General features: G+C 41.2%; 18 protein-coding genes. 15 read left to right on the top strand and 3 right to left on the bottom strand.

What is annotated here, in order from left to right; translation table 11 throughout:
- Positions 1-70 precede the first annotated feature (70 nt).
- The 9 genes from IF202_RS15790 (at position 71) to IF202_RS15750 (ending at position 13,019) form a co-directional block, all read left to right on the top strand.
- The gene (locus IF202_RS15790; RefSeq protein WP_191595884.1) at positions 71-1,126 is read left to right on the top strand and encodes a hypothetical protein; all 1,056 of its coding nucleotides are present in this window, start codon (positions 71-73) and stop codon (positions 1,124-1,126) included.
- Positions 1,098-1,808, top strand: a complete 711-nt coding sequence (locus IF202_RS15785) for a hypothetical protein (RefSeq protein ID WP_191595883.1) — start codon at positions 1,098-1,100, stop codon at positions 1,806-1,808. Before IF202_RS15790 ends, IF202_RS15785 begins: the two co-directional genes overlap by 29 nt.
- Positions 1,801-2,982 carry a type II and III secretion system protein gene (locus IF202_RS15780; RefSeq protein ID WP_191595882.1) on the top strand — a complete coding sequence of 394 codons (1,182 nt, stop codon included), beginning with the start codon at positions 1,801-1,803 and terminating at the stop codon, positions 2,980-2,982. The genes IF202_RS15785 and IF202_RS15780 overlap by 8 nt, the downstream gene beginning before the upstream one ends.
- Positions 2,983-3,024: 42 nt before the next feature.
- On the top strand, positions 3,025-3,573 hold the full coding sequence (locus tag IF202_RS15775) for a shikimate kinase (RefSeq protein ID WP_191595881.1): 549 nt from the start codon (positions 3,025-3,027) through the stop codon (positions 3,571-3,573).
- On the top strand, positions 3,573-4,679 hold the full coding sequence (aroB, locus tag IF202_RS15770) for a 3-dehydroquinate synthase (RefSeq protein ID WP_191595880.1): 1,107 nt from the start codon (positions 3,573-3,575) through the stop codon (positions 4,677-4,679). Before IF202_RS15775 ends, aroB begins: the two co-directional genes overlap by 1 nt.
- A 61-nt stretch (positions 4,680-4,740) precedes the next feature.
- On the top strand, positions 4,741-6,270 hold the full coding sequence (locus tag IF202_RS15765) for an SPOR domain-containing protein (protein WP_191595879.1): 1,530 nt from the start codon (positions 4,741-4,743) through the stop codon (positions 6,268-6,270).
- A gap of 446 nt (positions 6,271-6,716) precedes the next feature.
- Positions 6,717-11,168 (top strand): glutamate synthase large subunit, encoded by a 4,452-nt coding sequence (gene gltB / locus IF202_RS15760; RefSeq protein WP_191595878.1) that lies wholly within the window; start codon positions 6,717-6,719, stop codon positions 11,166-11,168.
- 110 nt (positions 11,169-11,278) lie between these two features.
- On the top strand, positions 11,279-12,700 hold the full coding sequence (locus IF202_RS15755; RefSeq protein WP_191595877.1) for an FAD-dependent oxidoreductase: 1,422 nt from the start codon (positions 11,279-11,281) through the stop codon (positions 12,698-12,700).
- 151 nt (positions 12,701-12,851) lie between these two features.
- Positions 12,852-13,019 (top strand): DUF6435 family protein, encoded by a 168-nt coding sequence (locus IF202_RS15750; protein WP_191595876.1) that lies wholly within the window; start codon positions 12,852-12,854, stop codon positions 13,017-13,019.
- Between the two features lie 4 nt (positions 13,020-13,023).
- Here the strand turns inward: IF202_RS15750 and IF202_RS15745 are convergent, their stop codons facing one another.
- The 3 genes from IF202_RS15745 to IF202_RS15735 form a co-directional block, all read right to left on the bottom strand.
- Positions 13,024-14,739: a putative bifunctional diguanylate cyclase/phosphodiesterase gene (locus tag IF202_RS15745; RefSeq protein ID WP_191595875.1), complete on the bottom strand. Its 1,716-nt coding sequence runs from the start codon at positions 14,737-14,739 to the stop codon at positions 13,024-13,026.
- 54 nt (positions 14,740-14,793) lie between these two features.
- Positions 14,794-15,408, bottom strand: coding sequence for a hypothetical protein (locus IF202_RS15740; RefSeq protein WP_191595874.1), 615 nt, complete (start codon positions 15,406-15,408; stop codon positions 14,794-14,796).
- Positions 15,409-15,580: 172 nt separating this feature from the next.
- Positions 15,581-17,152 carry a cation:proton antiporter family protein gene (locus IF202_RS15735; protein ID WP_191595873.1) on the bottom strand — a complete coding sequence of 524 codons (1,572 nt, stop codon included), beginning with the start codon at positions 17,150-17,152 and terminating at the stop codon, positions 15,581-15,583.
- Between the two features lie 190 nt (positions 17,153-17,342).
- Here IF202_RS15735 and IF202_RS15730 point away from each other — a divergent pair, with 190 nt between their 5' ends.
- The 6 genes from IF202_RS15730 (at position 17,343) to IF202_RS15705 (ending at position 22,751) form a co-directional block, all read left to right on the top strand.
- The gene (locus IF202_RS15730; protein WP_191595872.1) at positions 17,343-18,575 is read left to right on the top strand and encodes a multidrug effflux MFS transporter; all 1,233 of its coding nucleotides are present in this window, start codon (positions 17,343-17,345) and stop codon (positions 18,573-18,575) included.
- Between the two features lie 123 nt (positions 18,576-18,698).
- Positions 18,699-20,027: an MATE family efflux transporter gene (locus tag IF202_RS15725; RefSeq protein WP_191595871.1), complete on the top strand. Its 1,329-nt coding sequence runs from the start codon at positions 18,699-18,701 to the stop codon at positions 20,025-20,027.
- Positions 20,028-20,199: 172 nt separating this feature from the next.
- Positions 20,200-20,895 carry a MotA/TolQ/ExbB proton channel family protein gene (locus IF202_RS15720; RefSeq protein WP_328797237.1) on the top strand — a complete coding sequence of 232 codons (696 nt, stop codon included), beginning with the start codon at positions 20,200-20,202 and terminating at the stop codon, positions 20,893-20,895.
- A complete protein-coding gene (locus IF202_RS15715; protein ID WP_191595869.1) occupies positions 20,885-21,310 on the top strand; it encodes an ExbD/TolR family protein in 426 nt (141 codons plus the stop codon). Before IF202_RS15720 ends, IF202_RS15715 begins: the two co-directional genes overlap by 11 nt.
- Positions 21,307-21,738: an ExbD/TolR family protein gene (locus tag IF202_RS15710; RefSeq protein WP_191595868.1), complete on the top strand. Its 432-nt coding sequence runs from the start codon at positions 21,307-21,309 to the stop codon at positions 21,736-21,738. Before IF202_RS15715 ends, IF202_RS15710 begins: the two co-directional genes overlap by 4 nt.
- A complete protein-coding gene (locus IF202_RS15705) occupies positions 21,735-22,751 on the top strand; it encodes an energy transducer TonB (protein WP_191595867.1) in 1,017 nt (338 codons plus the stop codon). Before IF202_RS15710 ends, IF202_RS15705 begins: the two co-directional genes overlap by 4 nt.
- The last annotated feature ends 2 nt before the right edge of the window (positions 22,752-22,753 follow it).

Raw genomic sequence — 22,753 nt, 5'->3', positions numbered from 1 at the left:
CTTGTTAACAATTGGCATGGAAGCCAATTGGAAAATGTTGCTCTGCTGCTTACTATTTCAAGGATGAACTATGAAGCTTATGACTGGCTATTCTGTCGCGGTATACACCGCAGAAAACTGTGCTCTGTATGATTTGGATGAGCTCGATGAGGTGGTTGATTATTTAGACCAATCCCATTGTTCACTTCCAGATAAAGCACAGCTAATATCGATTCAAAAAAACTTTTCAACTTGTCACCACCCCAATACTTCCAACCTAATGATTTTGATACCTGATGACTGGTTGTCAATTTCACAACATAAACTTGATACCTCGATACCTTCTGCACTATTACCCTTGGCTTCGTTGAGCTATGCAGTCGAAACCACATTTTCAACACCTGAAGCTCTATTGTTTAGTTATCAGCAAGAAGCTATACAGCCCAAACAGTGTCAATTGACGGTTTTTGCTTGCTCGGCGGATTGGTATGAACAACTCTGTTTACCTTTTAAAGAGTTGGGGGCATCCTGCCTCGTTATGTCGATAAGGCAATGGAAAACACTTAAGTTAGGAAATAAGTCATGGTCTTATTTATCGAAACGGGCTTTGTCTGTGTATCAACCAGATTATGAAAAACGCAAAAAGCGTAAAAGACTTTGGATTTGTTTGGTCTTGCTTAGTGCGCTTACTCATAGCGTGGCTTATGGTTATTATCTTTCTTTACGTAAGAATACAGAGCAGGCTCTTGTTGATCGACAAAGTGTACTGGCGGAAAAAGCTCTCTGGGTCTCTGCACAAAATTCCAGTGTTTTTGTTGAGTCGGCTTTAACGCTTGTGCAAGCACTGCCTCCTTCTGTTCGCCTTGTCTCATTTAATGGTGAGCCTGATGTTGTGAGTTTTCAGTTGACGTTATCTTGGACAGACTTAAATATCTTGCTGGTTAATTGGCGCAAGCAATATCCGTCATGGCATTGGCAAATAGAGAGACTATTTCCGTTAACAGATTCCTACCAACAACAGCCTGATCAACAGCTCCACAAATTACAACTTGATCAATTCAAGGAAGATCCTTCCCTTTCTCTAGACAATGTATCGAGTAAAGAGCAGGAGGTGGTAGATGTTTCTGTCTCAATATTTAAAAAATAATATGACAACACTGTATGACATCAAAGGGTCTTTAGTTGGTCTTCTTGTTGTATTGCAATTGGCTGTTTGGTATCCACTGATTTCTCAAAATCAGGAGGAGATGGAACATCTTTTAAAGCAGAAAGATCTAACACGAGCTGAATGGGAAGGGATTAAAATGCAGTCCAAGCGCATTGAGCAGGTTATGTTTTCTGATGTGCTTTGGGCTACACAGGAAATCACATCGACAACAGACTTAATTGCTACACAGTTGAAATTAGAGGGTGTCGCATCTATTTTCGAGTGGCAAGCATGGCTTGAGCGTGTTGAAGAGTTGTTTGCTTTAGGGGTGATGTTAGCGAGTTGGAAATTAGAGCCTAATGGTGAATGGGGTGGGCGCTTATTATTCGATATTAAGGCGCCTAAGAAGAATAGAGAATATCATAATTGGTTACCTACAAAATTACGAATAGGGGACTTTGTCGCAAAAGATTGGAGTTTACTGTCCATTATGCGAGTCGGAGAAAAAACATCTGCTTTGCTAGAATATAAACGCCACCGGCATTGGGTACGACAAGGTAGTTGGCTACCTTCTGCTGGATTGTCTGTTGAAACAGTCTCTTTTGATCAAATTACCTTGATGTCAAAAGATGGTACTCAAAGAGCGTTAATAGTGCGAGAAACAGGAGAAGGTAATGAGTAAGCTTTTGATAAATGGATTTATCGTCATGCTTTTTATATTGCCGCGGCCTTTGCTTGCAATGGATGTTTATTTTGAGTCGAAGCCACTGCAAGATGTATTGCCTTGGTTAGCCTCTCAAATGAACGAAAGTGTGGTGATTAGCTCAGAAATACAAAGTGTTTTAACTTTATCTATTAAAAATGCTAGTTGGCGAGATGTCATGGAAGCCGTTGCACAACAGCCTAATATTCGACTTGAGTGGCAGGGGAATGTAGCTGTTCTGATTTCAGAGAGGGAATCAACATTAAAAAATGTAAAAAAAACTTCAGCGCTTTGTCAGCGATTTTACTGGACTTTAAAGCACGCTAAAGCGGAGAAAGTAGGCGTGCATTTACTGACTTTATACCCGTCAATGTCTTTGGTTGTGGATAGTCGCACTAACTCAATTGTGGCTAATTTTTGTGATTCTTCTAAAATTTTAAAAGAAACATTAGTTTGGCTTGATGCGCCACTAAGACAAATTGAAATTAGTGCGCAAATAGCCCAAGTAAGCAATACAGCACAATCTCAATTTGGAGTGAACTGGCAGGCAAACCTTTCTGAAGGCGTTAGATCATCGATTGGTGGCGCTGTAGATTTAGGCGCTCTGGTTCCAACGAGCAGTTTGAGTTTTTCTAATACAGGAGGTTTGAGTTTATTAAGTTTGACTTTAGATTTAATGGAAAGCGAAGGGTTTGCCAACATCGTTTCTAAACCTAAAATTGTTACATCAGAAGGGCAAATGGCCAGAATAGAATCAGGCACAGAAGTACCTTATCAAACGGTTACGGATGATAAAGTCAGTGTCGAGTTTCGCCAAGCGGCTTTAATGTTAGAGGTGACTCCGTTCGTAAAGGATGGAGATCATATTTTGTTATCTCTAAATATCCATCAAGATTCAGTTGGTGACTTAGTGAATGGAGTCCCTAGCTTAAAAACCAATCGTTTAAAAACGCAGGTAGTTGTTAAGAATCAAGAAACCTTGGTTTTAGGTGGTATTTTTAGAGAGGAAACCTTTGAATATGAGAGTCGAGTCCCTTTCCTTAGCGACATTCCTTGGTTGGGTGCATTATTTAAAAGACGCTCAGAACAGCAAGAAAAGGTTGAATTACTTGTATTTATTACGCCAAAGCTGCTACAAATGTCAGTTAACTAGGCCGCAGTTTAATTCTGCTTAATTCCGATATAATTGAATACAATGACAAAAATCCCCAATATTATTTTAGTAGGCCCTATGGGCGCAGGAAAAACGACAATAGGTCGTTTAATTTCTCAATCGATGGGTAAGCACTTTTATGATCTTGATAAAGTCATAGAAGACAATGCAGGTGCTGATATTCCTTGGATATTTGAAAAGGAAGGTGAAGAAGGTTTTCGAAAACGTGAAACCCAAGCATTAGAGTCTATTGTTCACTCTGACACAAACGATTTAGTATTAGCGACTGGTGGCGGTGTTGTGATGCGTAAGGAGAATGTAGACATTCTTCGTGACGATGCACTAGTGGTTTATTTGTACGCTTCTGTCGCACAGCAGTTGTATCGTACTTCTAAAAGTACACATCGTCCTTTATTGCAAACCGGAGACCCGAGAGCAACATTAAAAAAGCTATTTGAAGTTCGTGACCCTCTTTATCGAGATGTGGCGACTTTAGTGATTGAAACTGATGCGCGTCATCCAAAATCTGTCGCCAATAAGGTGTTAGATGCGATTAAGCGCCATCTAGAAATGGAGACTTCTGTATCTTAATGCGTATGTTAACCGTTGATCTTGGCGATCGTAGTTACCCTATTTTTATTGGGCATGGTATTCGTCAGCAAAAAACACTTTTTGATGATGCGATTCATGGCAAGCAAGTCATGGTAGTGACGAATGAAACGATAGCCCCTTTGTATTTAGATGCTTTAGTGTCAATGCTGTCTGTAGATTACAAGGTGGATACTTGCGTATTACCTGATGGGGAAGTGTTTAAAACACTGGATACGTACGGCATGATTATGACGTCTTTGCTAGAAGCGAAACATAACCGTACCACGACTGTAATTGCTTTAGGGGGTGGTGTTGTTGGTGATATGGCTGGTTTTGCTGCGGCGACATATCAACGAGGCGTGCCTTTTATTCAAGTCCCAACAACCTTGTTGTCTCAAGTCGATTCTTCGGTGGGTGGCAAGACAGGTGTTAATCACCCGCTAGGCAAGAACATGATCGGGGCGTTTTATCAGCCTCAAGCGGTTATTATTGATACAGAAACTTTATCTAGTCTACCGCAGCGTGAACTCTCAGCTGGCATGGCTGAAGTTATTAAATATGGTTTAATTTGTGACGAGCCGTTTTTTGATTGGCTAGAGCAAGAAATGTTTGGTTTGATGGCATTAGATAATGAAAAAATTAGCGATGCCATTTATAAATCTTGTTTAGCAAAAGCGAATGTTGTTGCGCAAGATGAAAGAGAAGGCGGTATTCGAGCTATTTTGAATCTGGGCCATACCTTCGGCCATGCGATTGAAACTGAGATGGGTTATGGTAACTGGTTACATGGTGAAGCTGTTTCGGTTGGTAGTGTGTTGGCCGTTGATCTTTCTTGGCGTATGGGGAATATAACCGACCAAGATATGAGCCGCACTATTGCACTATTTCAAGCTGCTAATTTACCGATTCTGCCACCTAAAAACATGACACTTGAAAGTTTTATCGAACGTATGGCATTGGATAAAAAAGTACTAGATGGCAGTCTACGTTTAGTTTTATTAAGTGCTTTAGGTGATGCTCTAGTGACCTCCGATTTTCCTATGGAAGATTTTAACGCATGCATTATAGATGCGCTTGAAGCAAGTAAGCAGGCTAATCTTACCTAGTTCCATGTTACTGAATGCGATATGATTTAATATTGTTAGTGATTATTGTTAAAGGATGACTATGGCCAAGCAAGACTTTCAGTTTGATTTAGAGAATGCCCTAGATCAGCCGCCTAAAGCGACGCTGAGAGATCCTTTTGGCTCAAAAGATTCATCTGTTTATTTTGCATCCGAAGAAGGTAATCAGCAACTTGCCTTGCTAGAGCATTTAAGTCGATATAGTAGCTTGCTTTCGGTTGTTCAAGGCCCACAAGGCAGTGGTAAAAGCCGTTTTATGATGGAGTTCGCACGACATCAGGATGAAACGACCATCGTCAGCCATGTTAAAGCAAGTATGTTAATGACAGCAGGTCAGTTACTACCTGCTATATATAAAGGCTTCGCTGGTCACTTTTCACAGCCACCTAATGAAACGACTTTTGGTCCTTTACTGAAGTTTTCCCATGATTTAGAAGAAAAAGGACAATCCGCTCTTATCCTTGTTGATAATGCACAAGAGCTGAATACAGACGCTATTAGTATGTTGGTTGATATGATGTCTTTAGCAACCGATAACCAAACGGTTCCTCATATTGTTTTATTTAGTGAATACCCTTTATCTCGAAATTTAGACACTTATCAAAGTTCGCGTTATGAACAACTCAGCCATTCTCTTACTTTAGCTCCTTACTCGTTAGAGCAGACTCGAGCTTATTTACTTCATCGAGTTCGTGCCGTTGGTGGTGGAATTAATCTCCCGTTTAATGAAAAGCAAGTGTTGCAGATTTATCAAGAATCCTTTGGTTATCCAGGGCGTATAAATCAAGTTGCTCAAGCAATGATGGGAACAGGAGATAAAGCGGCCAAATCTGGTTTAGGTTTTAACCTTGCTATGGGCTTTCCTTTAGCTCACATGGCGCTGCTTTCTATCGTGATGCTCGGTATTTTAGTTGCTGTGCTTTTCTCTGATAAAAAAGAAGACGCAGCAGTAACGGCTAGAGCTGGTAATGTTATTCCTTTGAGCCCAAGACAAGGTCAATCATCGGAAGAAACCATCGCGCGTATTGATGCTATGCAACGTAGCATTGGGCAAGATGGTAGTATTGTTTTGCCACCGATTCCGGTTGAAAATTCGCAACCCGCTATTAGTACGTCTAGCCCGTTAGTTACGACTGAGCCAACGGTCGCAATAGGGGCAATTGAAACCGCTCCAATTCGCTCTGCTACCCCTTTGAATGAAGCGGCTCCAGAGCCTGACGTTTCATCAGTTTTAGTGCCAAAAACCGAACAGGTTAATGTCATCCGAGATCCTTTTGACAAAACACAATGGTGGCTCTCGCAAAATCCAAACCGTTATACATTGCAACTCTTGGGTACTCATAACCTAGGCACGGTGAAAGAGTTTATACGAGACCAAGGCAGTGTTGATGCGTTTGGATACTTTAAGTCCAAGCATAATGGAAAAGATTGGTTTGTTGTTGTGTATGGTTCATATCGAAACAGAAGTGAAGCTATCGCGGCGGCTGAGTCGCTTCCAACTGATATTCGAGCATTGAATCCTTGGGCGAGAAGCGCTAGCGGTATACAAGGTGATATCAAGAAAGCGCAATAACGGTCTTTATTTTTGCGCTTTTTGGTTTTCTATCTTCCACTTCCAGCTTATCAGCCTATAAAATCTTATGAAAAATGCTATTTATGGCACTTTTGTATAGTGCAATACGTAATTTAGTAAAATTAACTGTAATTCTCTAAAAAACCTGTATGAACAGTGGAATTTTCTGTTTGGAAAAACTCCAGCAATAGATAATTCTCTAACTCCCTCTTATTTGCCTCTAAATACCCTGTAAAAAGCGTCAAAATAACAGAAATCAAGTCTGCCTCAATTTGAGTAGTACCCTACGGCGAGGTAGTATGATCGTCCATTTAAGTGGTCTTTTGGGTGCATGATACTCATTCTCAAAGCGAAGATGTCTACATTACTATTTCTTAGCCCAGCCACCGATATTCGAATTTTCATCTAATTATTATAATTTACGTTTTAACTGTGGGAGTTGGTGTATGAATGCAGGCCTTTATCGTCCTGGCGAGTTCAAAGACAACTGTGGCTTTGGCTTAATCGCTCATATGGAAGGCAATACAAGTCATGAATTGCTTAAAACAGCGATTCAATCTTTGACATGTATGACACATCGTGGCGGTATTGCCGCTGATGGAAAAACCGGTGACGGTTGTGGTCTATTGATACAGAAACCTGATGCTTTTCTACGCGCTGAAGCTACATCTTTGTTTAAACATACTTTGTCTGATCTATATGGGATCGGCATGGTCTTTTTAGATCAAGACGGAACCTTGGCAACAGAGCAGCGTGACGTATTAACAAAAGAACTAGAAAACCAAGGGTTAAACGTAGTGGGTTGGCGTGATGTGCCAATTGACCCTTCTTGCCTAGGTCGTATTGCGGTGGAAGGTTTGCCACGTATTGAGCAGGTTTTTGTTGATAGTAATCGAATGGATGCTCGTACTTTTGCTACGCGTTTATTTGTTGCACGTCGCCAGGCTGAAATGGCACTGACGCAGTATGAAAATTTTTACGTTTGCTCTTTGTCTGACAAAGTATTGTCTTATAAAGGCCTGATGATGCCCGTCGATTTGCCTTCTTTTTATAAAGATTTAGGCAATGAAAAGCTACAAACGGCGATTTGTGTTTTCCATCAACGTTTCTCTACTAATACATTACCAAGATGGCCGTTAGCTCAGCCATTTCGTATGTTGGCACACAATGGTGAAATCAACACGATAGACGGTAACCGTAACTGGGCATTGGCTCGTGCCAATAAATTGCGTTCACCTTTGATTCCTGAGCTGCAAGATTTACAACCTCTTGTTAACTTGACCGGTTCTGACTCCTCTTCCATGGATAACATGTTGGAAGTGCTTGTCACTGGCGGTATGGATATTTTCCGTGCGGCACGTTTGATTATCCCGCCAGCATGGCAAAACGTAGAAAATATGGATCCTGAGATTCGTGCTTTTTATGAATACAACTCTATGCACATGGAGCCTTGGGATGGCCCTGCAGGCTTAGTGATGACTGATGGTCGTCATGCGATTTGTATGCTTGACCGTAATGGCTTGCGCCCTTCTCGTTGGGTAATTACTAAAAATGGTTTTATCACGCTAGCATCAGAAATCGGTACTTATGACTACAAACCAGAAGATGTTGTAGCTAAAGGCCGTGTAGGTCCTGGTCAAATGTTGGTGGTTGATACCCAGACAGGCAAAATATTACACACTAATGACATAGATAATCGTTTGAAAACGCTTCATCCATACAAAAAATGGTTGAAACAAGAAGCTATTCGTATTGAAACTATTTTGGTGGAATCGACTCAAGAATTTGATTCTTTCACGAAAGATGAAATGCTGACGTATCAGAAAATGTTCCAAGTGTCCTTTGAAGAGCGAGAGCAAATATTCCGACCATTAGCAGAAAGTGGTCATGAAGCTGTTGGTTCTATGGGTGATGACACGCCTATGGCTGTTATGTCTAGCCAAACGCGCCCTGTGACAGATTATTTCCGTCAAAAATTCGCTCAGGTAACCAATCCACCAATCGATCCACTACGTGAATCGATTGTGATGTCGCTGGAAACTTGTATCGGTGTTGAGCGTAACTTGTTTGAAGAAACGCCAAAGCACGCTAATCGTATTATTTTGTCGTCACCGATATTCTCTGCTCGTAAATTTACCCGTTTACTAGCAATGAATGATCATAGGTTCCGCTTGGTGCGCTTAAGCACAAACTACAATCCAGAAGATGCCTCTCTGGAACAAGCGATTAAAGACTTGCAAGCAAAAGCCGAAGAAGAAGTACGTAATGGCGCGGTTATTCTTGTGTTAACTGACCGAGACATTTCAAAATCACACTTACCTATTCCTGCGCCAATGGCGGTTGGAGCAGTGCATCATCATTTGTCAATAAAAGGCCTGCGTTGTGATTCTAATATCATTGCAGATACTGGTTTTGCACGTGACCCGCATCAGTTTGCTGTGTTGTTAGGCTTTGGTGCGACAGCGGTTTATCCATACCTTTCTTATCGTTTAATCAACGACATGGTTGATAAAGGCGAAGTAATGGGTGATCCGATTGCTTGTCATGGTAAATACCGTAAAGGCATCAACAAAGGTTTAATGAAGATCTTATCTAAAATGGGCATCTCAACCATGGCATCTTACCGTGGTGCGCAGTTGTTTGAAGCCATTGGTTTAGATACTGATGTTGTTGATCTTTGCTTTAAAGGTGTATCTAGCCGTATTAAAGGTGCGAAGTTTGAAAATTTCCAAGATGAGCAAGCAAAAATTGCTAATAATGCTTGGAAACTACGCAAACCTATTCAGCAAGGTGGTTATTTAAAATATGTACATGATGCTGAGTACCACGCGTTCAATCCAGACGTAGTTCGTAATTTACAAACAGCAGTAGGCAGCGGTAAGTTTGAAGATTTTACTAAATATGCAGAACTCGTAAATACACGTCCAGCTTCTATGTTGCGCGATATGTTCGGCTTATCAGATAAAGCCAAAGCAATCCCTATTGATACTGTTGAATCTATTGAAGCGATATTGCCACGTTTTGACTCTGCTGGTATGTCTTTGGGAGCCTTGTCTCCAGAAGCCCATGAAGCCTTAGCTCAAGCGATGAATGAATTAGGTTGTCGTTCTAATTCTGGTGAGGGTGGTGAAGATCCTGCTCGTCACGGTACAGAGCGTCGCTCTAAAATTAAGCAAATCGCTTCTGGTCGTTTTGGTGTAACACCTGAGTATCTCGTAAACGCAGAAGTGCTACAAATTAAAGTAGCTCAAGGCGCGAAACCGGGTGAAGGTGGTCAGTTACCTGGTGGCAAAGTAAATGGCTTAATTGCACGTCTACGTTACGCTGTTCCGGGTGTTACCTTAATTTCACCTCCACCACATCATGATATTTACTCTATTGAAGATTTGGCGCAGCTAATTTTCGACTTGAAACAAGTTAATCCAGAAGCACTTGTTTCTGTGAAACTTGTGTCAGAGCCGGGAGTAGGAACGATTGCCGCTGGTGTTGCGAAAGCCTATGCCGATTTGATTACTATTTCTGGTTATGACGGCGGTACGGCAGCGTCACCAATTACATCGATCCGACATGCCGGTTCTCCATGGGAACTGGGCTTGGCTGAAGCGCAACAAGCGCTCCGCTCGAATGATTTGCGTGGCAAGATTCGTTTACAAACAGACGGCGGTTTAAAAACCGGACTGGATGTTGTGAAGGCCGCTATTCTTGGTGCAGAAAGCTTTGGTTTTGGTACAACACCAATGATTGCAATGGGGTGTAAATTCTTACGAATTTGTCACCTGAATAACTGTGCGACAGGCGTTGCGACTCAAGATGAAGGTCTACGTGATGATCATTTCATCGGCACGGTTGATATGATCAAGAACTTCTTCTTGTTCATCGCACAAGACACTCGTCTGTGGTTAGCAAAACTAGGTGTTGCTCGTTTGCAGGATTTGATTGGTCGCTCTGACTTGCTGTCATTGCTTCCTGGAGAAACCGATAAACAACGTAATTTGGATTTGTCTCCTATTTTGAATAATGATGCGATTCCAGCGGATAAGCCTCAATATTGCGATTTGCCTTTCAACCCACCACACGATAAGGGCCTATTAGCACTTAAAATGTGGGACACAATGAAAGACGTGATCGAAGAAAAAGAAGGTGGAGAGTTTGAATTTCATGTGACTAACTGCGACCGTTCTATCGGTGCGCGTTTGTCTGGTGAAATAGCGAAGCGCTACGGCAACCAAGGCATGGCAGATGTACCTCTTACGCTGAAATTGACGGGTACAGCAGGTCAAAGCTTTGGGGTTTGGAATGCTGGTGGTTTGAACATGTACCTAGACGGTGATGCAAACGACTACGTTGGTAAAGGCATGACTGGTGGTAAACTTGTGATTCGTCCGCCGAAAGGCTCGTCTTTTGAATCGCAAAAATCAGCCATTATTGGTAACACTTGCTTGTATGGCGCAACCGGCGGTAAGTTATTTGCTGCAGGTACAGCTGGTGAACGTTTTGCTGTACGAAACTCAGGTACGCATACCGTTATCGAAGGTGCGGGTGATCACTGTTGTGAATACATGACAGGCGGTATGGTCACTGTTCTTGGTAATACAGGTTATAACTTTGGTGCTGGTATGACTGGCGGCTTTGCCTACGTACTCGACTTAGATCGTACTTTCGTCGATAAGTACAATCATGAGTTGGTCGAAATTCATCGCATTGGTTCAGAGTTAACGGAAGAATATCGTTCGCATCTTCGTTCTGTGATTGAAGAATATGTTCGTGAAACTGACAGCGAGTGGGGTCATGAAATTCTAGAAAACTTCTATGACTACATAGGTAAATTCTGGCTAGTAAAACCAAAAGCAGCAAGTTTAAGTGCGCTATTGGCTAGTACTCGTCAACGTCCGGAATAAAATACGCTGTTATGGTGCTTGGCTATAAAACTAAGTGCCATGAATGAATCAGTCTGACCCATTTGAGAGAAGCGCCGTTTGTTTACAAGCGGCCGAGGAGATAGCAGCTTATGTCTGAGCGCTTGAACAACGCATTTCAATTCGTCGAAGTGGATCGTAAAGATCCAAAGAAAAAGCCTTTAATTACACGTAAGGCACAATTCGTCGAAATTTATAAACCTTTTGAAGAAGCGGGTGCAAAAGATCAGTCTCATCGCTGTTTAGAATGCGGTAACCCGTATTGTGAATGGAAATGCCCTGTACATAACTATATTCCAAACTGGCTTAAGCTTGTCAGTGAAGGCAGTATTTTAGAAGCGGCTGAATTGAGCCATCAAACCAACTCATTACCAGAAGTATGTGGTCGAGTTTGCCCACAAGACCGCCTTTGTGAAGGTGCTTGTACATTGGGTGAAGGTGGTTTTGGTGCCGTTACTATCGGTTCCGTTGAGAAATACATTACTGACACGGCGTTTGCTTTAGGTTGGCGTCCAGATATGTCGAATGTCGTGCCTGTTAATAAAACTGTGGCAATCGTTGGTGCTGGGCCTGCAGGTCTTGCTTGTGCTGATATCTTGGTACGTAATGGTATTAAACCTGTTGTCTTTGATAAGTATCCAGAAATTGGTGGCTTGCTAACGTTTGGTATTCCAGAATTTAAGCTGGAAAAAAGTGTTATGACACGCCGTCGTGAAGTATTTGAAGAGATGGGTGTGGAGTTCGTTTTAGGAACTTCTGTTGGCGATGACGTACCATTTGAACATGTGTTAGAAGAGTACGATGCTGTTTTTCTTGGAATGGGTACGTACAAATACATGAAGGGCGGTTTTCCAGGTGAAGAGCTTCCAGGTGTTTACGATGCTTTGGATTACTTAATTTCTAACGTTAATCATTGCTTAGATTTTGAAGAAGACGAAGCTGACTACATCAACTTAAAAGGTAAGAAAGTCGTTGTCTTAGGTGGTGGCGATACTGCGATGGATTGTAATCGTACTGCGATTCGTCAAGGGGCTAAGAGTGTATCTTGTGCTTACCGCCGTGACCAAGAAAATATGCCGGGTTCTCGTAAAGAAGTGCAAAACGCAAAAGAAGAGGGTGTACAGTTCCTCTTTAATCGCCAGCCAGTAGAAATTGTTGGCGATGGTAAGGTAGAAGGCATTAAAGTTGTTGAAACTAGAATGGGCGAGCCTGATGAAAATGGCCGTCGTAGCGCAGAAGTGGTTGAAGGCAGCGAGCAAATTATTCCTGCTGATGCCATTCTAGTGGCGTTTGGTTTCCAAGCGAGTCCAGCACCGTGGTTCGAGACATTTGGCATTGAAACTGATACTCGTGGTCGTGTTCTTGCGCCGAAGAAAGGTAAGTTTATGTTCCAAACTACCAACGAAAAAATCTTCGCTGGTGGTGATATGGTTCGTGGTTCTGATTTAGTGGTTACTGCCATTGATGAAGGTCGTAAAGCCGCTGAAGGTATTATGGACTTCTTAGACGTTTAATTCTGTCTATTGAACAGTAAAAATAAAAAAACGCCAAACAGGAAAATCTGTTTGGCGTTTTTTTATTGTAATAATGATCTATCTGCGATGCTTGTGCGTAATATACATATAGACACTTTATTTTTCGTACGATTAAACAAATAGGCTAATTATGTTCAATTTCCTAAAATCAGACCCAATTAAAAAACTCGATAAAGAATATGGCGTTTTATTGGAGCAGGCCATGCAAGCACAGCGTCGTGGAGATATAGAAGGATACGCGAAACTGACAGAACAGGCGGAAGCGGTTAAAGCGAAATTGGATGAAGCAAAGGGCTAATTTATTAAGGTAGCTTCCTTTTACTTTCTATAAAAAAGGGCAAGTCATCTACTTGCATTGGGCGGGCGTACAAATAACCTTGCCCAGATTTTACTCCTAAATCAGAAAGTAGTTTATATTGACCTTCTCTTTCTATACCTTCTGCAATCGTCTCCAATTCGAGTGCATCAGCTAATTGCGTGATAGAGCGAATAATAGCGCAAGTTTTATCGTCCGTATCTGATAGGTTTATGAAAGATTGATCTATTTTGATTTTATCTAAAGGTAAGTTTTGCAAGTAAGACAGTGATGAAAAACCAGTGCCAAAATCATCTAACGCAATTTTGACTCCCATTTCTTTTAATCCCATCAAAAATTGAAATGCAGGCGTTTGGTCTGTCATCAATACCGATTCAGTGATTTCAATTTCTAACCGATGAGGTGGTAGTTGAGTATTATGTAACACGCTTTTTACTTCTGCGAGAAAATCAGTTCTTTCTATTTGAATATACGAAACATTAACGGCGACATACAAATCAGAAGGCCATTTTTTTGCTTCAAAACAGGCTTGCTCTAAAACCCAAATTCCAAGTGGAATAATTAAACCGCTTTCTTCTGCAATTGAGATGAAGTGTATCGGTGTAATTAATCCTCGCTTTGGGTGTTGCCAGCGTACCAGTGCTTCAAAACCAATGAGCTTGCCTGTTATGAGGTCTAGTTGAGGCTGATAATGCAGAACAAACTCATTGTCGGAGATGGATTTTCTCATCTCACTTAATACTTGGCTTTTATGATTCGCTGTTTCTTCCATGGCTGGATCGAAGAAGCAGATGGCATCACGACCTGCTTCTTTTGCTGCGTAGAGTGCTAAGTCACTCGCTCTTAAGAGCGTTTCGATAGAACCAATGTTTTGGTTAGTAAAGGCAATACCAATACTGGTGCGTATTTCGATTTGGTTTTCACCATAGTGCCAAGGTTCCGAAATAGTGTATTTTATCTTTTCGCTTAAAGCTCTCATTATTGACTGACCAGAAGCGTTAGGAACAATGATGGCGAATTCGTCTCCACCTAATCTAGCAAGAATGGCACCCTGAGGTGTATTTTCCTTGAGTCGTTTACTGGCTTCAACGAGTAATCCGTCGCCTGCTGCATGACCAAAAGCGTCATTAATCATCTTGAAGTTATCCAAATCTAATAACATCAATGCACAAGGGGAATGATGATTAACAGATTCAGAGCAAAGCAGAAGTAATTGTTCGTTAAAGAAGTGACGATTACCTATCTTAGTCAAGGTGTCTGTGTTTGCTTGTTTTATCATTTCTCGCTCACGCAAGACGACACTAGTGATGTCTGATGTGACACCGCGCAAGCCATTAAACTTTTTGTCTTTATCAAGCAATATTTTGGCAGAGAAAGACCACCATCTAGTTTCGTGACCTAGATTGACAGGGATAACAATACTACTGACGTCGCTATTTGTAGTGAGGGCTCTAGTCATTTTTTTAAACTGAGTGGCTGAATTTGTTTCGTTTGTTGCTAACAAGCTTTCAATAATATCGATATAAGTAAGAGTTAAAAGCCTATCCGCATCAGTATCGGTTGCCTCAATTAGTTTTTGAGAAAGGTGCCGGAGATGACCTTTTTTATTGGTTTCCCATAACCAGTCACTGGCTTTTTCTTCAAAATCGTTGAGTAATAAACTGACCGTTTGGTGTTGATTTTCAATCTTAGTTTCAGCCATTAATCCTTCTAAATATTGGCGCGAAGAAATGATAATAACGAAGCATAAAAACGTTCAATATAGAGCTGCTAACACCGCCAATAATAAATACGTATCACCGAAAAAATACAGTAGTCCGAATATCAAACCAGCGCTTACACTAATAGTCCACATCAGACCAACAAGTGGAATACTGGCAAACATCCATCCACCACTGGAGATAAAGGCGGAAATAATAGAAAACAGGAATATCCGTTCATAATCGGTAAAAAGACTAAATAGATGGATGACTAATGCAGCATAAAGAATCCCAGCAACACTCATTTTTAGTGCTAGAAAATACACCATTTTTTTAGAAACGTGGCGGCTATTATCTGGGTCACGAATAATATAAACCCACCACATAATCAATTCAGATGTGGCAATCATGGTCAGTAATATAGACCAAACAAGAAGAAGGCTATTGTTTACCGAGCTCCAAGCAAAAAATAGAGCTAAGCCAACCGATGAATAAGTTTCAATACCAGCTAAAGGAAGTAGTCGAACAATTGCACAAAACTGATAATAACGATAAGTGTCTGCTAGTTCATTAGGAATAGGGGAACGATTGAAAAAAACAGTAATAATTTTATAGAAATCAGCTGTGTTTTTTTCCTTTACGACATGGTCGGTTTTAGACTGAAATGACACATTTTTTCCTAATACTTCCATGCAATATATGCTTACTTCTACCTTTTGATACAAGTAGTTAGCTTATACATTATAGCTCTGTAGACGCTTAAAAAACGCACAGTGTTTTGTATTTTAATGTGTCGAATGTGTGACCGCTCGTACCTTCCTTGGTGAGCTTTACTAGCTAATTTTAGTTGGATGGGCGAATCAAGGTCAAACTTTCTTCTGCGAAACCCGTACCGGCTTCCGTGTAGAAGTTGAAGACATTGTCTATACCGGAAGCAAGAAGTATTTCACGCTCATCTTGATAGCGAGCAATAGCGGCGATGTGGCCCTGATAATTTGCTTTACGCAGCTGTATTGCAATATTGGTGCTGTCTTCTGCTATTGGTAATGCCAACATGATAAGTCGAATACCTGCCGTGTCTAGGCGTTCCCAAAGGTCGGCATCTTCACCGTCGCCATAGAAGGCATTTTCATTTGCATCTTGCATGAGCTTGATACGGTTCCTATCTGCGTCCATTCCTGCAACATTATCTCCAATAAGGTTTTTAATAGAATCGAAAGCACCTCGTCCAACTCGGCCTAAACCAACGATTAACACCTCGGCATCTTTAGGCTGAGTGAATACATCTTCTGGTAGACACTTTGGGCGCTCATATTGGCGAATTATTTCTTTATTTTTCCGATAGAGTCTATGTGATTGACGGTAAATGACACTGGTAATAACGAATGAAAAAGACACCGCAAGCGCCAAGATAACCAGCCACTCTTTTTCTATCCAGCCATTTGCCACACTTAGTGCGACAACGATGAGGCCAAATTCGCTGTAGTTCGAGAGAATCAGAGCAGATAGAAACGATGTTCGGCCGCGCAGTTTGAATTTGGTTAATAAAATAAAGAATAGGGCAAACTTCGCCAGAATAACGAAGGTAATAATTAAGCTCATGCCTATCATTTCAAGTGTCGGTAAGGCAGTGAAGCCAATAGATAGGAAAAAACCAATCAAGAATAAATCTTTGAAATTCATCAAGGATTTATTCATTTCAGATGACTTAGAATGGGAAGCCAATAAAATGCCAAAAATTAATGCGCCTAGGTCACCTTTTACGCCAACAAGGTAAAATAGTTCATAGCCACCAAGTGCTAACACTATCCCTGTCAATGGCAACATTTCACCATGGCCGACTCGATCGACCACTTTATTAATGAGAGGGCGAATCAGTAATAATCCAAATAAACCAAGCGCCCAAATAGACGGTACTTTACCTGTTGCTGCGACTAAGAAAACCACGGCAACTATGTCTTGCATGACCAATATACCAAGAGACAATTGTCCATGTCGTGTTTTGAGTTCACCACTTTCTTCAAGTAATTTCATTACACATACCGTACTTGAAAAACTTAATGCAAAGCCTATCAGAGCTGCAGTTTTAAAATCGAGAAGACTAAAATAGGGCAAGCTTAACGTGCCAAGCAATAGCGCAATGCCACCAAAAAGTATGGTCCAAGTACCCATGTGGCTGAGTGTGGAAGCCCATACTTCACGTTTGAGTAAGTCTTTAACATGTAATTTTAGACCAATACTGAATAGCATTAAGGTGATGCCGATATTCGCAAGAGAGTCCAATGTACTGCTTGCTTCAAATCCTAAATAATTAAGTAAAAAACCAGCCAGTAAGAAACCAATGAGCGGTGGTAAATTGATCATCTTGACTGCTAGGCCGCAGACAAATGCGAATAAAATCCAAGTAAATTCCATACAGTCCTTCTAAATAAATGGGATGGCTAAAGGGGACGATTATCATACGAAATTTACTCGAACCGTGCAGCTTGTTATCTTGTTATTTCAATATCTTATGACGCTATAAAAGCATAGTTCATAAATTAGCTTTTTCATTGTCGCTCTCGGCGAGTAAACTTATTTGATTTGACGTTCCATAGGGCAATATATGTCTGATTCTATTTCCTCATTAACAGATAAATCTATTAAATATCTTCCCGAAAAAGAGTTGGTAGCGCTATTTGCTTTAATGATGTCACTCACCGCTCTCAGTATGGATGCCATGTTACCTGCGTTTCCTAATATCGCTGAAGCGCTAGCAATAGAAGACTATCAAAAGACGCAGTGGATAGTGTCGGCGATGATTTTCGGCATGGTATTTGGAGAGATTGTTTTTGGTCCTTTGTCTGATGCAATTGGCCGTAAAAAAAGTATCGTTCTGGGTATTAGTATTTATATTGTCGGTTCTATCATTGCTTTATCTGCATCCTCCCTCACTGTATTTCTAATTGGACGTATGATTCAAGGGTTTGGTGTTGCAGGACCTAAAATCGCATCGCGAGCGCTGATTCGAGACATCTATAAAGGTGCTGCTATGGCTCGTATTATGTCATTTGTGATGATGGTCTTCATGCTTGTACCGCTATTAGCGCCGTCTGTTGGGTGGCTGGTTTTGCAAGTCGCAGATTGGCGGTGGATTTTTGTTTTATTAATTACTCAAGCGTCTCTCGCAGCGATTTGGCTTATGTTGAGGCAACCTGAGACCTTATTAAAAGAAAACCGTATTCCGCTTAACCGAAAGCGCTTAATGACTGATGTCCGTATGATTTTAAGACGTCGAGATGTAATGGCGTTTACCCTGTTATTAGGCTCTATTTTTGCTGGTTTGATGTTGCATATCAGTACTGCTCAATCCTTGTTTCAAGATGTTTACAAAGTCGGTGATCGGTTTCCGTTATTTTTCGCCATGCTGGCAATTGGCTCATCTGTTATTAACTTTTCGAACGGAAAAATTGTACAAAGAGTAGGCATGCTTACCTGTGTCAGCATGGCGTTAAGTGTCTTATTAGCCACCTCTTTTATGTTACTTGGACTGGCGTTTTTTTATGATGGAGTGCCGCCTTTTATGATGTTTATGGGATTAGGCATGATTATGTTTTCTTGTTTTGGCATGATCTTCGGAAATGTGAATGCAATGGCTATGGAACCGTTAGGTAAAATGGCAGGGTTAGGTGCCTCATTAATTTCATCTTTATCCAGCTTAATCGCGATTATTTTTGCTACATTTGTGGGGCAGTTCTATCATTCTACAGTTACGCCTCTGGCGAGTGGTTTTGTATTATTTGCATTGATTGCACTGGTATCCCTAAATTACGGTAATCGATTTAGGCAAGTCGATTAGGTGGATGTATTGTTAAGCAATCTAAGGTGAGTGAAACGAAATGATGAAAATTTTATCGCTACCATCAACCTTCTTCAAAATAGGGTAGAATCTCCGCTCATTTATTTTTATCAAGAGAAGGTCATGTCCGCCCAAACGCCACCAACGGAATCATTAGCGAAACAACTCTTTTCCATGACATGGCCTATGTTGTTTGGCATTTTGTCGATGATGAGCTTTCAACTTGTGGACAGTGCTTTTATTGGTCAGCTCGGTATTCTTCCTTTAGCCGCTCAAGGCTTTACCTTACCAATTCAAATGATTGTAATTGGCTTGCAGGTTGGACTTGGTATCGCAACGACAGCGATTATTGCCAGAGCACTTGGTGCTGGAAACGAACGTTACGGCAAACAACTTGGTGGTTTAGTTTTAATGATAGGCAGTGTGGGCATGGTGTGTTTTTGTCTGCTGATTTGGTGGTTGCGCCATCCTATCTTAATGTTACTGAGTGCGCCTGATTCTATTTTTCCTATTATAGATGCTTACTGGCCTTATTGGTTATTAAGTGTTTGGATTGGCGCGCTAACGTATTTTTACTACAGTATTTGCCGGTCTAACGGTAATACTTTTTTACCTGGCATTATGATGGTGGTTACTAGTCTATTGAATCTGATATTAGACCCTATTTTTATTTTTACTTTGGAATTGGGCTTAAATGGTGCCGCAATAGCAACGATACTGTCATTCACTATTGGCTTGTTAATTGTTGCTTCACAAGTAACACGCAAGCATTGGGTATCGTTTGATTGGAAAGATCTAAACATAGGGAAAAGCTTGGCGTCGATCGGGCATATTATGGGGCCAGCAATGGTCAGTCAGTTGTTGCCTTCTGCTTCTTCCATATTAGCGACAAAGCTGATTGCTGGTTTTGGTACAGCAGCGGTTGCTTCTTGGGCATTAGGCTCACGCTTTGAATTTTTTATTATTGTCTCTGTTTTAGCGTTAACCATGTCTATACCACCAATGGTGGGCCGTTTATTGGGGGCAAAAAATATCGCTGGTATTCGTGAAGTGGTGTCTATTGCTTGTCGGTTTATTATTGTTTCTCAATTGCTTATTGCAGTAGTCACTTTTGCTGCATCAGGCTTCCTTGCTGAGTTAATGACCAGTGAAAAAACCGTTTCTGATATTTTAAGTTGGCATCTGATGTTGGTGCCCGTCAGCCTTGGCTCACTGGGTGTTTGTATGTTGATGGTGTCAGTTTCAAATGCCTTGGGGAAATCCTACACAGGGCTTACTATTTCTGCTCTGCGTTTGTTTGCTTTCTTCCTGCCTTGCTTGTGGATAGGGTCTGAATTAGCCGGCTTAAAAGGCATCTTTGTCGGTGTATTAATAGGTAACTTACTGGCTGGGTTGTGTGCGTGGTACATGTACCATAGCGTGATTGATAGGTTAGAAAAAGAAATTAACTAAACCTCATAATACCTTTTAGCTCTATAGTATTGACTCATATTTTCCACTTTAAATTGAGAAAAACCAACTCGCCTCTTGGCCTCTCTAGATAACTATGTATTGAAAATGTAGTTGATAATAACTATCATTAACTACATTATTATTTAATGAAAAGTATTCAATGGAGAGTGTCGTGGAAAACTCAGTGCAACGAAAAATTATCGATTTCTTAGAGGTCGGTGGACCAGTTGTTTGGATTCTCATGGTGTTCTCTGTGATTGCTTTGACGATTGTGCTTTTAAAGCTTTGGCAGTTGGCATCTCTTCGTGCTGAAAGTGTAAAAACATCCGAGTTAGCTTTGGATGAATGGCGTCGTGGAAGTGCAGATAAAGCGCTTGAAAAACTAAATACTAAACGACCAATTGATGCCGTGGTTAGTTACACTATGCAAGCCTTGCTGGCTGGAAACCCCAATGCAGAATTAATTCGCGAAGAATCTGAACGTCGAGCGATGGATCAACTAAGTAAATTGCGATCTTATCTTCGACCTTTAGAAATTATTGCTACTTTGAGCCCGTTGTTAGGTTTGTTAGGTACGGTTCTTGGAATGATTACTGCGTTCCAACAAATGGAAGGTGCAGGCAACCAAGTAGATCCTTCTGTGCTGTCTGGTGGCATCTGGCAGGCGTTGCTTACAACTGCGGTCGGTTTAGCGGTGGCGATTCCTGTGGTGACGTTACAAAGTTGGCTAGAGCGCAAAGTAGAGCGTATTGCTCATAATATGAATGATGCAGTGACTCAAGTATTCACCGCCAATAATACGATTAAAGCGATAGACGAGATGTCTCTAACAAAAGAGATCAAGCAAGAGACCTTGCATGTCGCTTAACCTATCTCAACCTAAACGCAAAAATGCGATTAGCTTAACGCCACTTATTGATGTGGTGTTTATTCTCCTGCTATTTTTCATGTTGACCTCTAGCTTTGTACCTTGGCGTATTATTGATACACCTTTGTCTGTAGCAACAGATAAGCCTAAAGATATCGCAGAACAAGAGAACCTAATTCTTACTCTAAAGTCTAACAATAACCAAGTCTGGTTCGAGGGCGGTGCGATTTATTTTGCGGATCAAGCTCGCTTTGAACAGCTAGTAATGGATCATAATAATGGCGTCTTTATGATCAAAGCAGAAGTCGGCGTCACGCTTCAAACCTTGTTACATTTGGCTGATCAACTAAAACTTCATGGTGCAAAATCTGTGTCTATTGCTAATGCCTTTGCAATGACGGCAGAGAGCAAATGAAAATAGGTCAGAAGTTCACCACAAAAAACGTCAATAATGACGACAACATGGTGCCTCTTATTAACGTTGTTTTCTTGATGTTAGTATTTTTCATGGTAGCGGGGCAAATTCGGAAGGCCGACCCTATTCCTGTTGTTCCTCCTTATTCTGTAAACGAAGCACGCGCCGCCACCGATCCAAATGTAGAAATTGTGGTAGGGGTAGATAGCACTCTTTATATTGATGATAAGTTCATTGAGATCAATCGTGTTCAAGCTTATTTGGAGCAGCGTTTTTTAGAAGATTCAAATCAAGAAAATTTTTGGGTGCAAATTAAAGCGGATGGAGGCATTCCATTAGAAAAACTTAGGCCTATTTTTAATCAAGTTCGTTTGGCAGGCTTAACCAAAGTTAGTCTGGCAACTCAGTTAGAGCGAGGGAATCCATGATTTCTGCTCGTCATTGGTTGATTGCTAGTGGTTTGGCTGTTTCTGTTCATGCTGGTGCATTTTTCGCAGTGTTTTATAACCCTATTTCAGAAGAAGGGAGTCAAGGCGTCGGTTCTCAAGGCATTGAATTTGGTCTTGGCATTGCCGGTGATCTTGGTGTTGCGGTACAAACAACCGCGTCTCAAGAAGATGTAAAAAAGATAGAAGAGCCAATAGAAGATATAGAAGAAGAGCTAGAGCCTGAGCCAATTGAAGAGGCTGAAGTAGTCAAACCAGAACCAATTATTGAACCGGAGCCAATTGAAGAGCCTGAGACTGTTGTTGAACCTGATCCAATTATTGAACCAGAAGTCATTGAAGAGCCTGAGACTGTTGTTGAACCTGATCCAATTATTGAACCAGAAGTCATTGAAGAAACTGAAATTATTGAGCCAGAAATAGTTGAGCCTGAACCTATTGAAGTAAAGCAGGTTTCACCTATAGAGGTGAAACAGCCAGACCCTAAACCTAAAGCGGTTGAAAAGCCAAAAGCAGTTAAACCGCCTGAGCCAATAAAAGAAAAACCAATGGTGAAAGTGGCTCCTAAGATGGTAACAGTACCTAAGGCCACTCCTACTCCTAAGGCTAAGCCTACGTCTGTTGCATCACCATCGGTGGCGAATCAAAAAGCCACTACTGGCACCGCTAATTCTGCAAGTAATGGTGGCAACCTAGGAGCTAAAGCGAGCTATTTAACGCAGCTCGCATCGATCTTAGCCAGGAATAAAAAATACCCTAGAGCTTCTCGGCGCCGTAGTGAAGAAGGGGTGGTTACTTTGACATTCGTAGTACACAAAGATGGTAAAGTGACAGGAGTAAGTATCACCAAAAGCTCAGGTTATAAACGTTTAGATAAGGCGGTATTAGATATGATAAAACGTTCAACGCCTTTGCCTGTATTTTCTAAAGACATGGTTGAAGATGAGATACGTATTAATCTTCCTGTATCGTTTAAATTAAGTGATTTACAGTAGGG

Origin of the sequence: Marinomonas colpomeniae, from assembly GCF_014803385.1 — a bacterium.
GTDB lineage: Bacteria > Pseudomonadota > Gammaproteobacteria > Pseudomonadales > Marinomonadaceae > Marinomonas > Marinomonas colpomeniae.
This window is presented reverse-complemented; position numbering and strand designations above follow the sequence as displayed.

What these genes read in the sequence shown, in the direction of transcription:
- IF202_RS15745 (WP_191595875.1), bottom strand. Translation starts at nt 14,739, where the DNA reads ATGGCTGAAACTAAGATTGAAAATCAACACCAAACGGTCAGTTTATTA.
- IF202_RS15705 (WP_191595867.1), top strand. Translation starts at nt 21,735, where the DNA reads ATGATTTCTGCTCGTCATTGGTTGATTGCTAGTGGTTTGGCTGTTTCT.
- IF202_RS15715 (WP_191595869.1), top strand. Translation starts at nt 20,885, where the DNA reads ATGTCGCTTAACCTATCTCAACCTAAACGCAAAAATGCGATTAGCTTA.
- IF202_RS15775 (WP_191595881.1), top strand. Translation starts at nt 3,025, where the DNA reads ATGACAAAAATCCCCAATATTATTTTAGTAGGCCCTATGGGCGCAGGA.
- IF202_RS15755 (WP_191595877.1), top strand. Translation starts at nt 11,279, where the DNA reads ATGTCTGAGCGCTTGAACAACGCATTTCAATTCGTCGAAGTGGATCGT.
- IF202_RS15730 (WP_191595872.1), top strand. Translation starts at nt 17,343, where the DNA reads ATGTCTGATTCTATTTCCTCATTAACAGATAAATCTATTAAATATCTT.
- IF202_RS15790 (WP_191595884.1), top strand. Translation starts at nt 71, where the DNA reads ATGAAGCTTATGACTGGCTATTCTGTCGCGGTATACACCGCAGAAAAC.
- IF202_RS15765 (WP_191595879.1), top strand. Translation starts at nt 4,741, where the DNA reads ATGGCCAAGCAAGACTTTCAGTTTGATTTAGAGAATGCCCTAGATCAG.
- IF202_RS15780 (WP_191595882.1), top strand. Translation starts at nt 1,801, where the DNA reads ATGAGTAAGCTTTTGATAAATGGATTTATCGTCATGCTTTTTATATTG.
- IF202_RS15750 (WP_191595876.1), top strand. Translation starts at nt 12,852, where the DNA reads ATGTTCAATTTCCTAAAATCAGACCCAATTAAAAAACTCGATAAAGAA.
- IF202_RS15710 (WP_191595868.1), top strand. Translation starts at nt 21,307, where the DNA reads ATGAAAATAGGTCAGAAGTTCACCACAAAAAACGTCAATAATGACGAC.
- IF202_RS15785 (WP_191595883.1), top strand. Translation starts at nt 1,098, where the DNA reads ATGTTTCTGTCTCAATATTTAAAAAATAATATGACAACACTGTATGAC.
- IF202_RS15735 (WP_191595873.1), bottom strand. Translation starts at nt 17,152, where the DNA reads ATGGAATTTACTTGGATTTTATTCGCATTTGTCTGCGGCCTAGCAGTC.
- IF202_RS15725 (WP_191595871.1), top strand. Translation starts at nt 18,699, where the DNA reads ATGTCCGCCCAAACGCCACCAACGGAATCATTAGCGAAACAACTCTTT.
- aroB (WP_191595880.1), top strand. Translation starts at nt 3,573, where the DNA reads ATGCGTATGTTAACCGTTGATCTTGGCGATCGTAGTTACCCTATTTTT.
- gltB (WP_191595878.1), top strand. Translation starts at nt 6,717, where the DNA reads ATGAATGCAGGCCTTTATCGTCCTGGCGAGTTCAAAGACAACTGTGGC.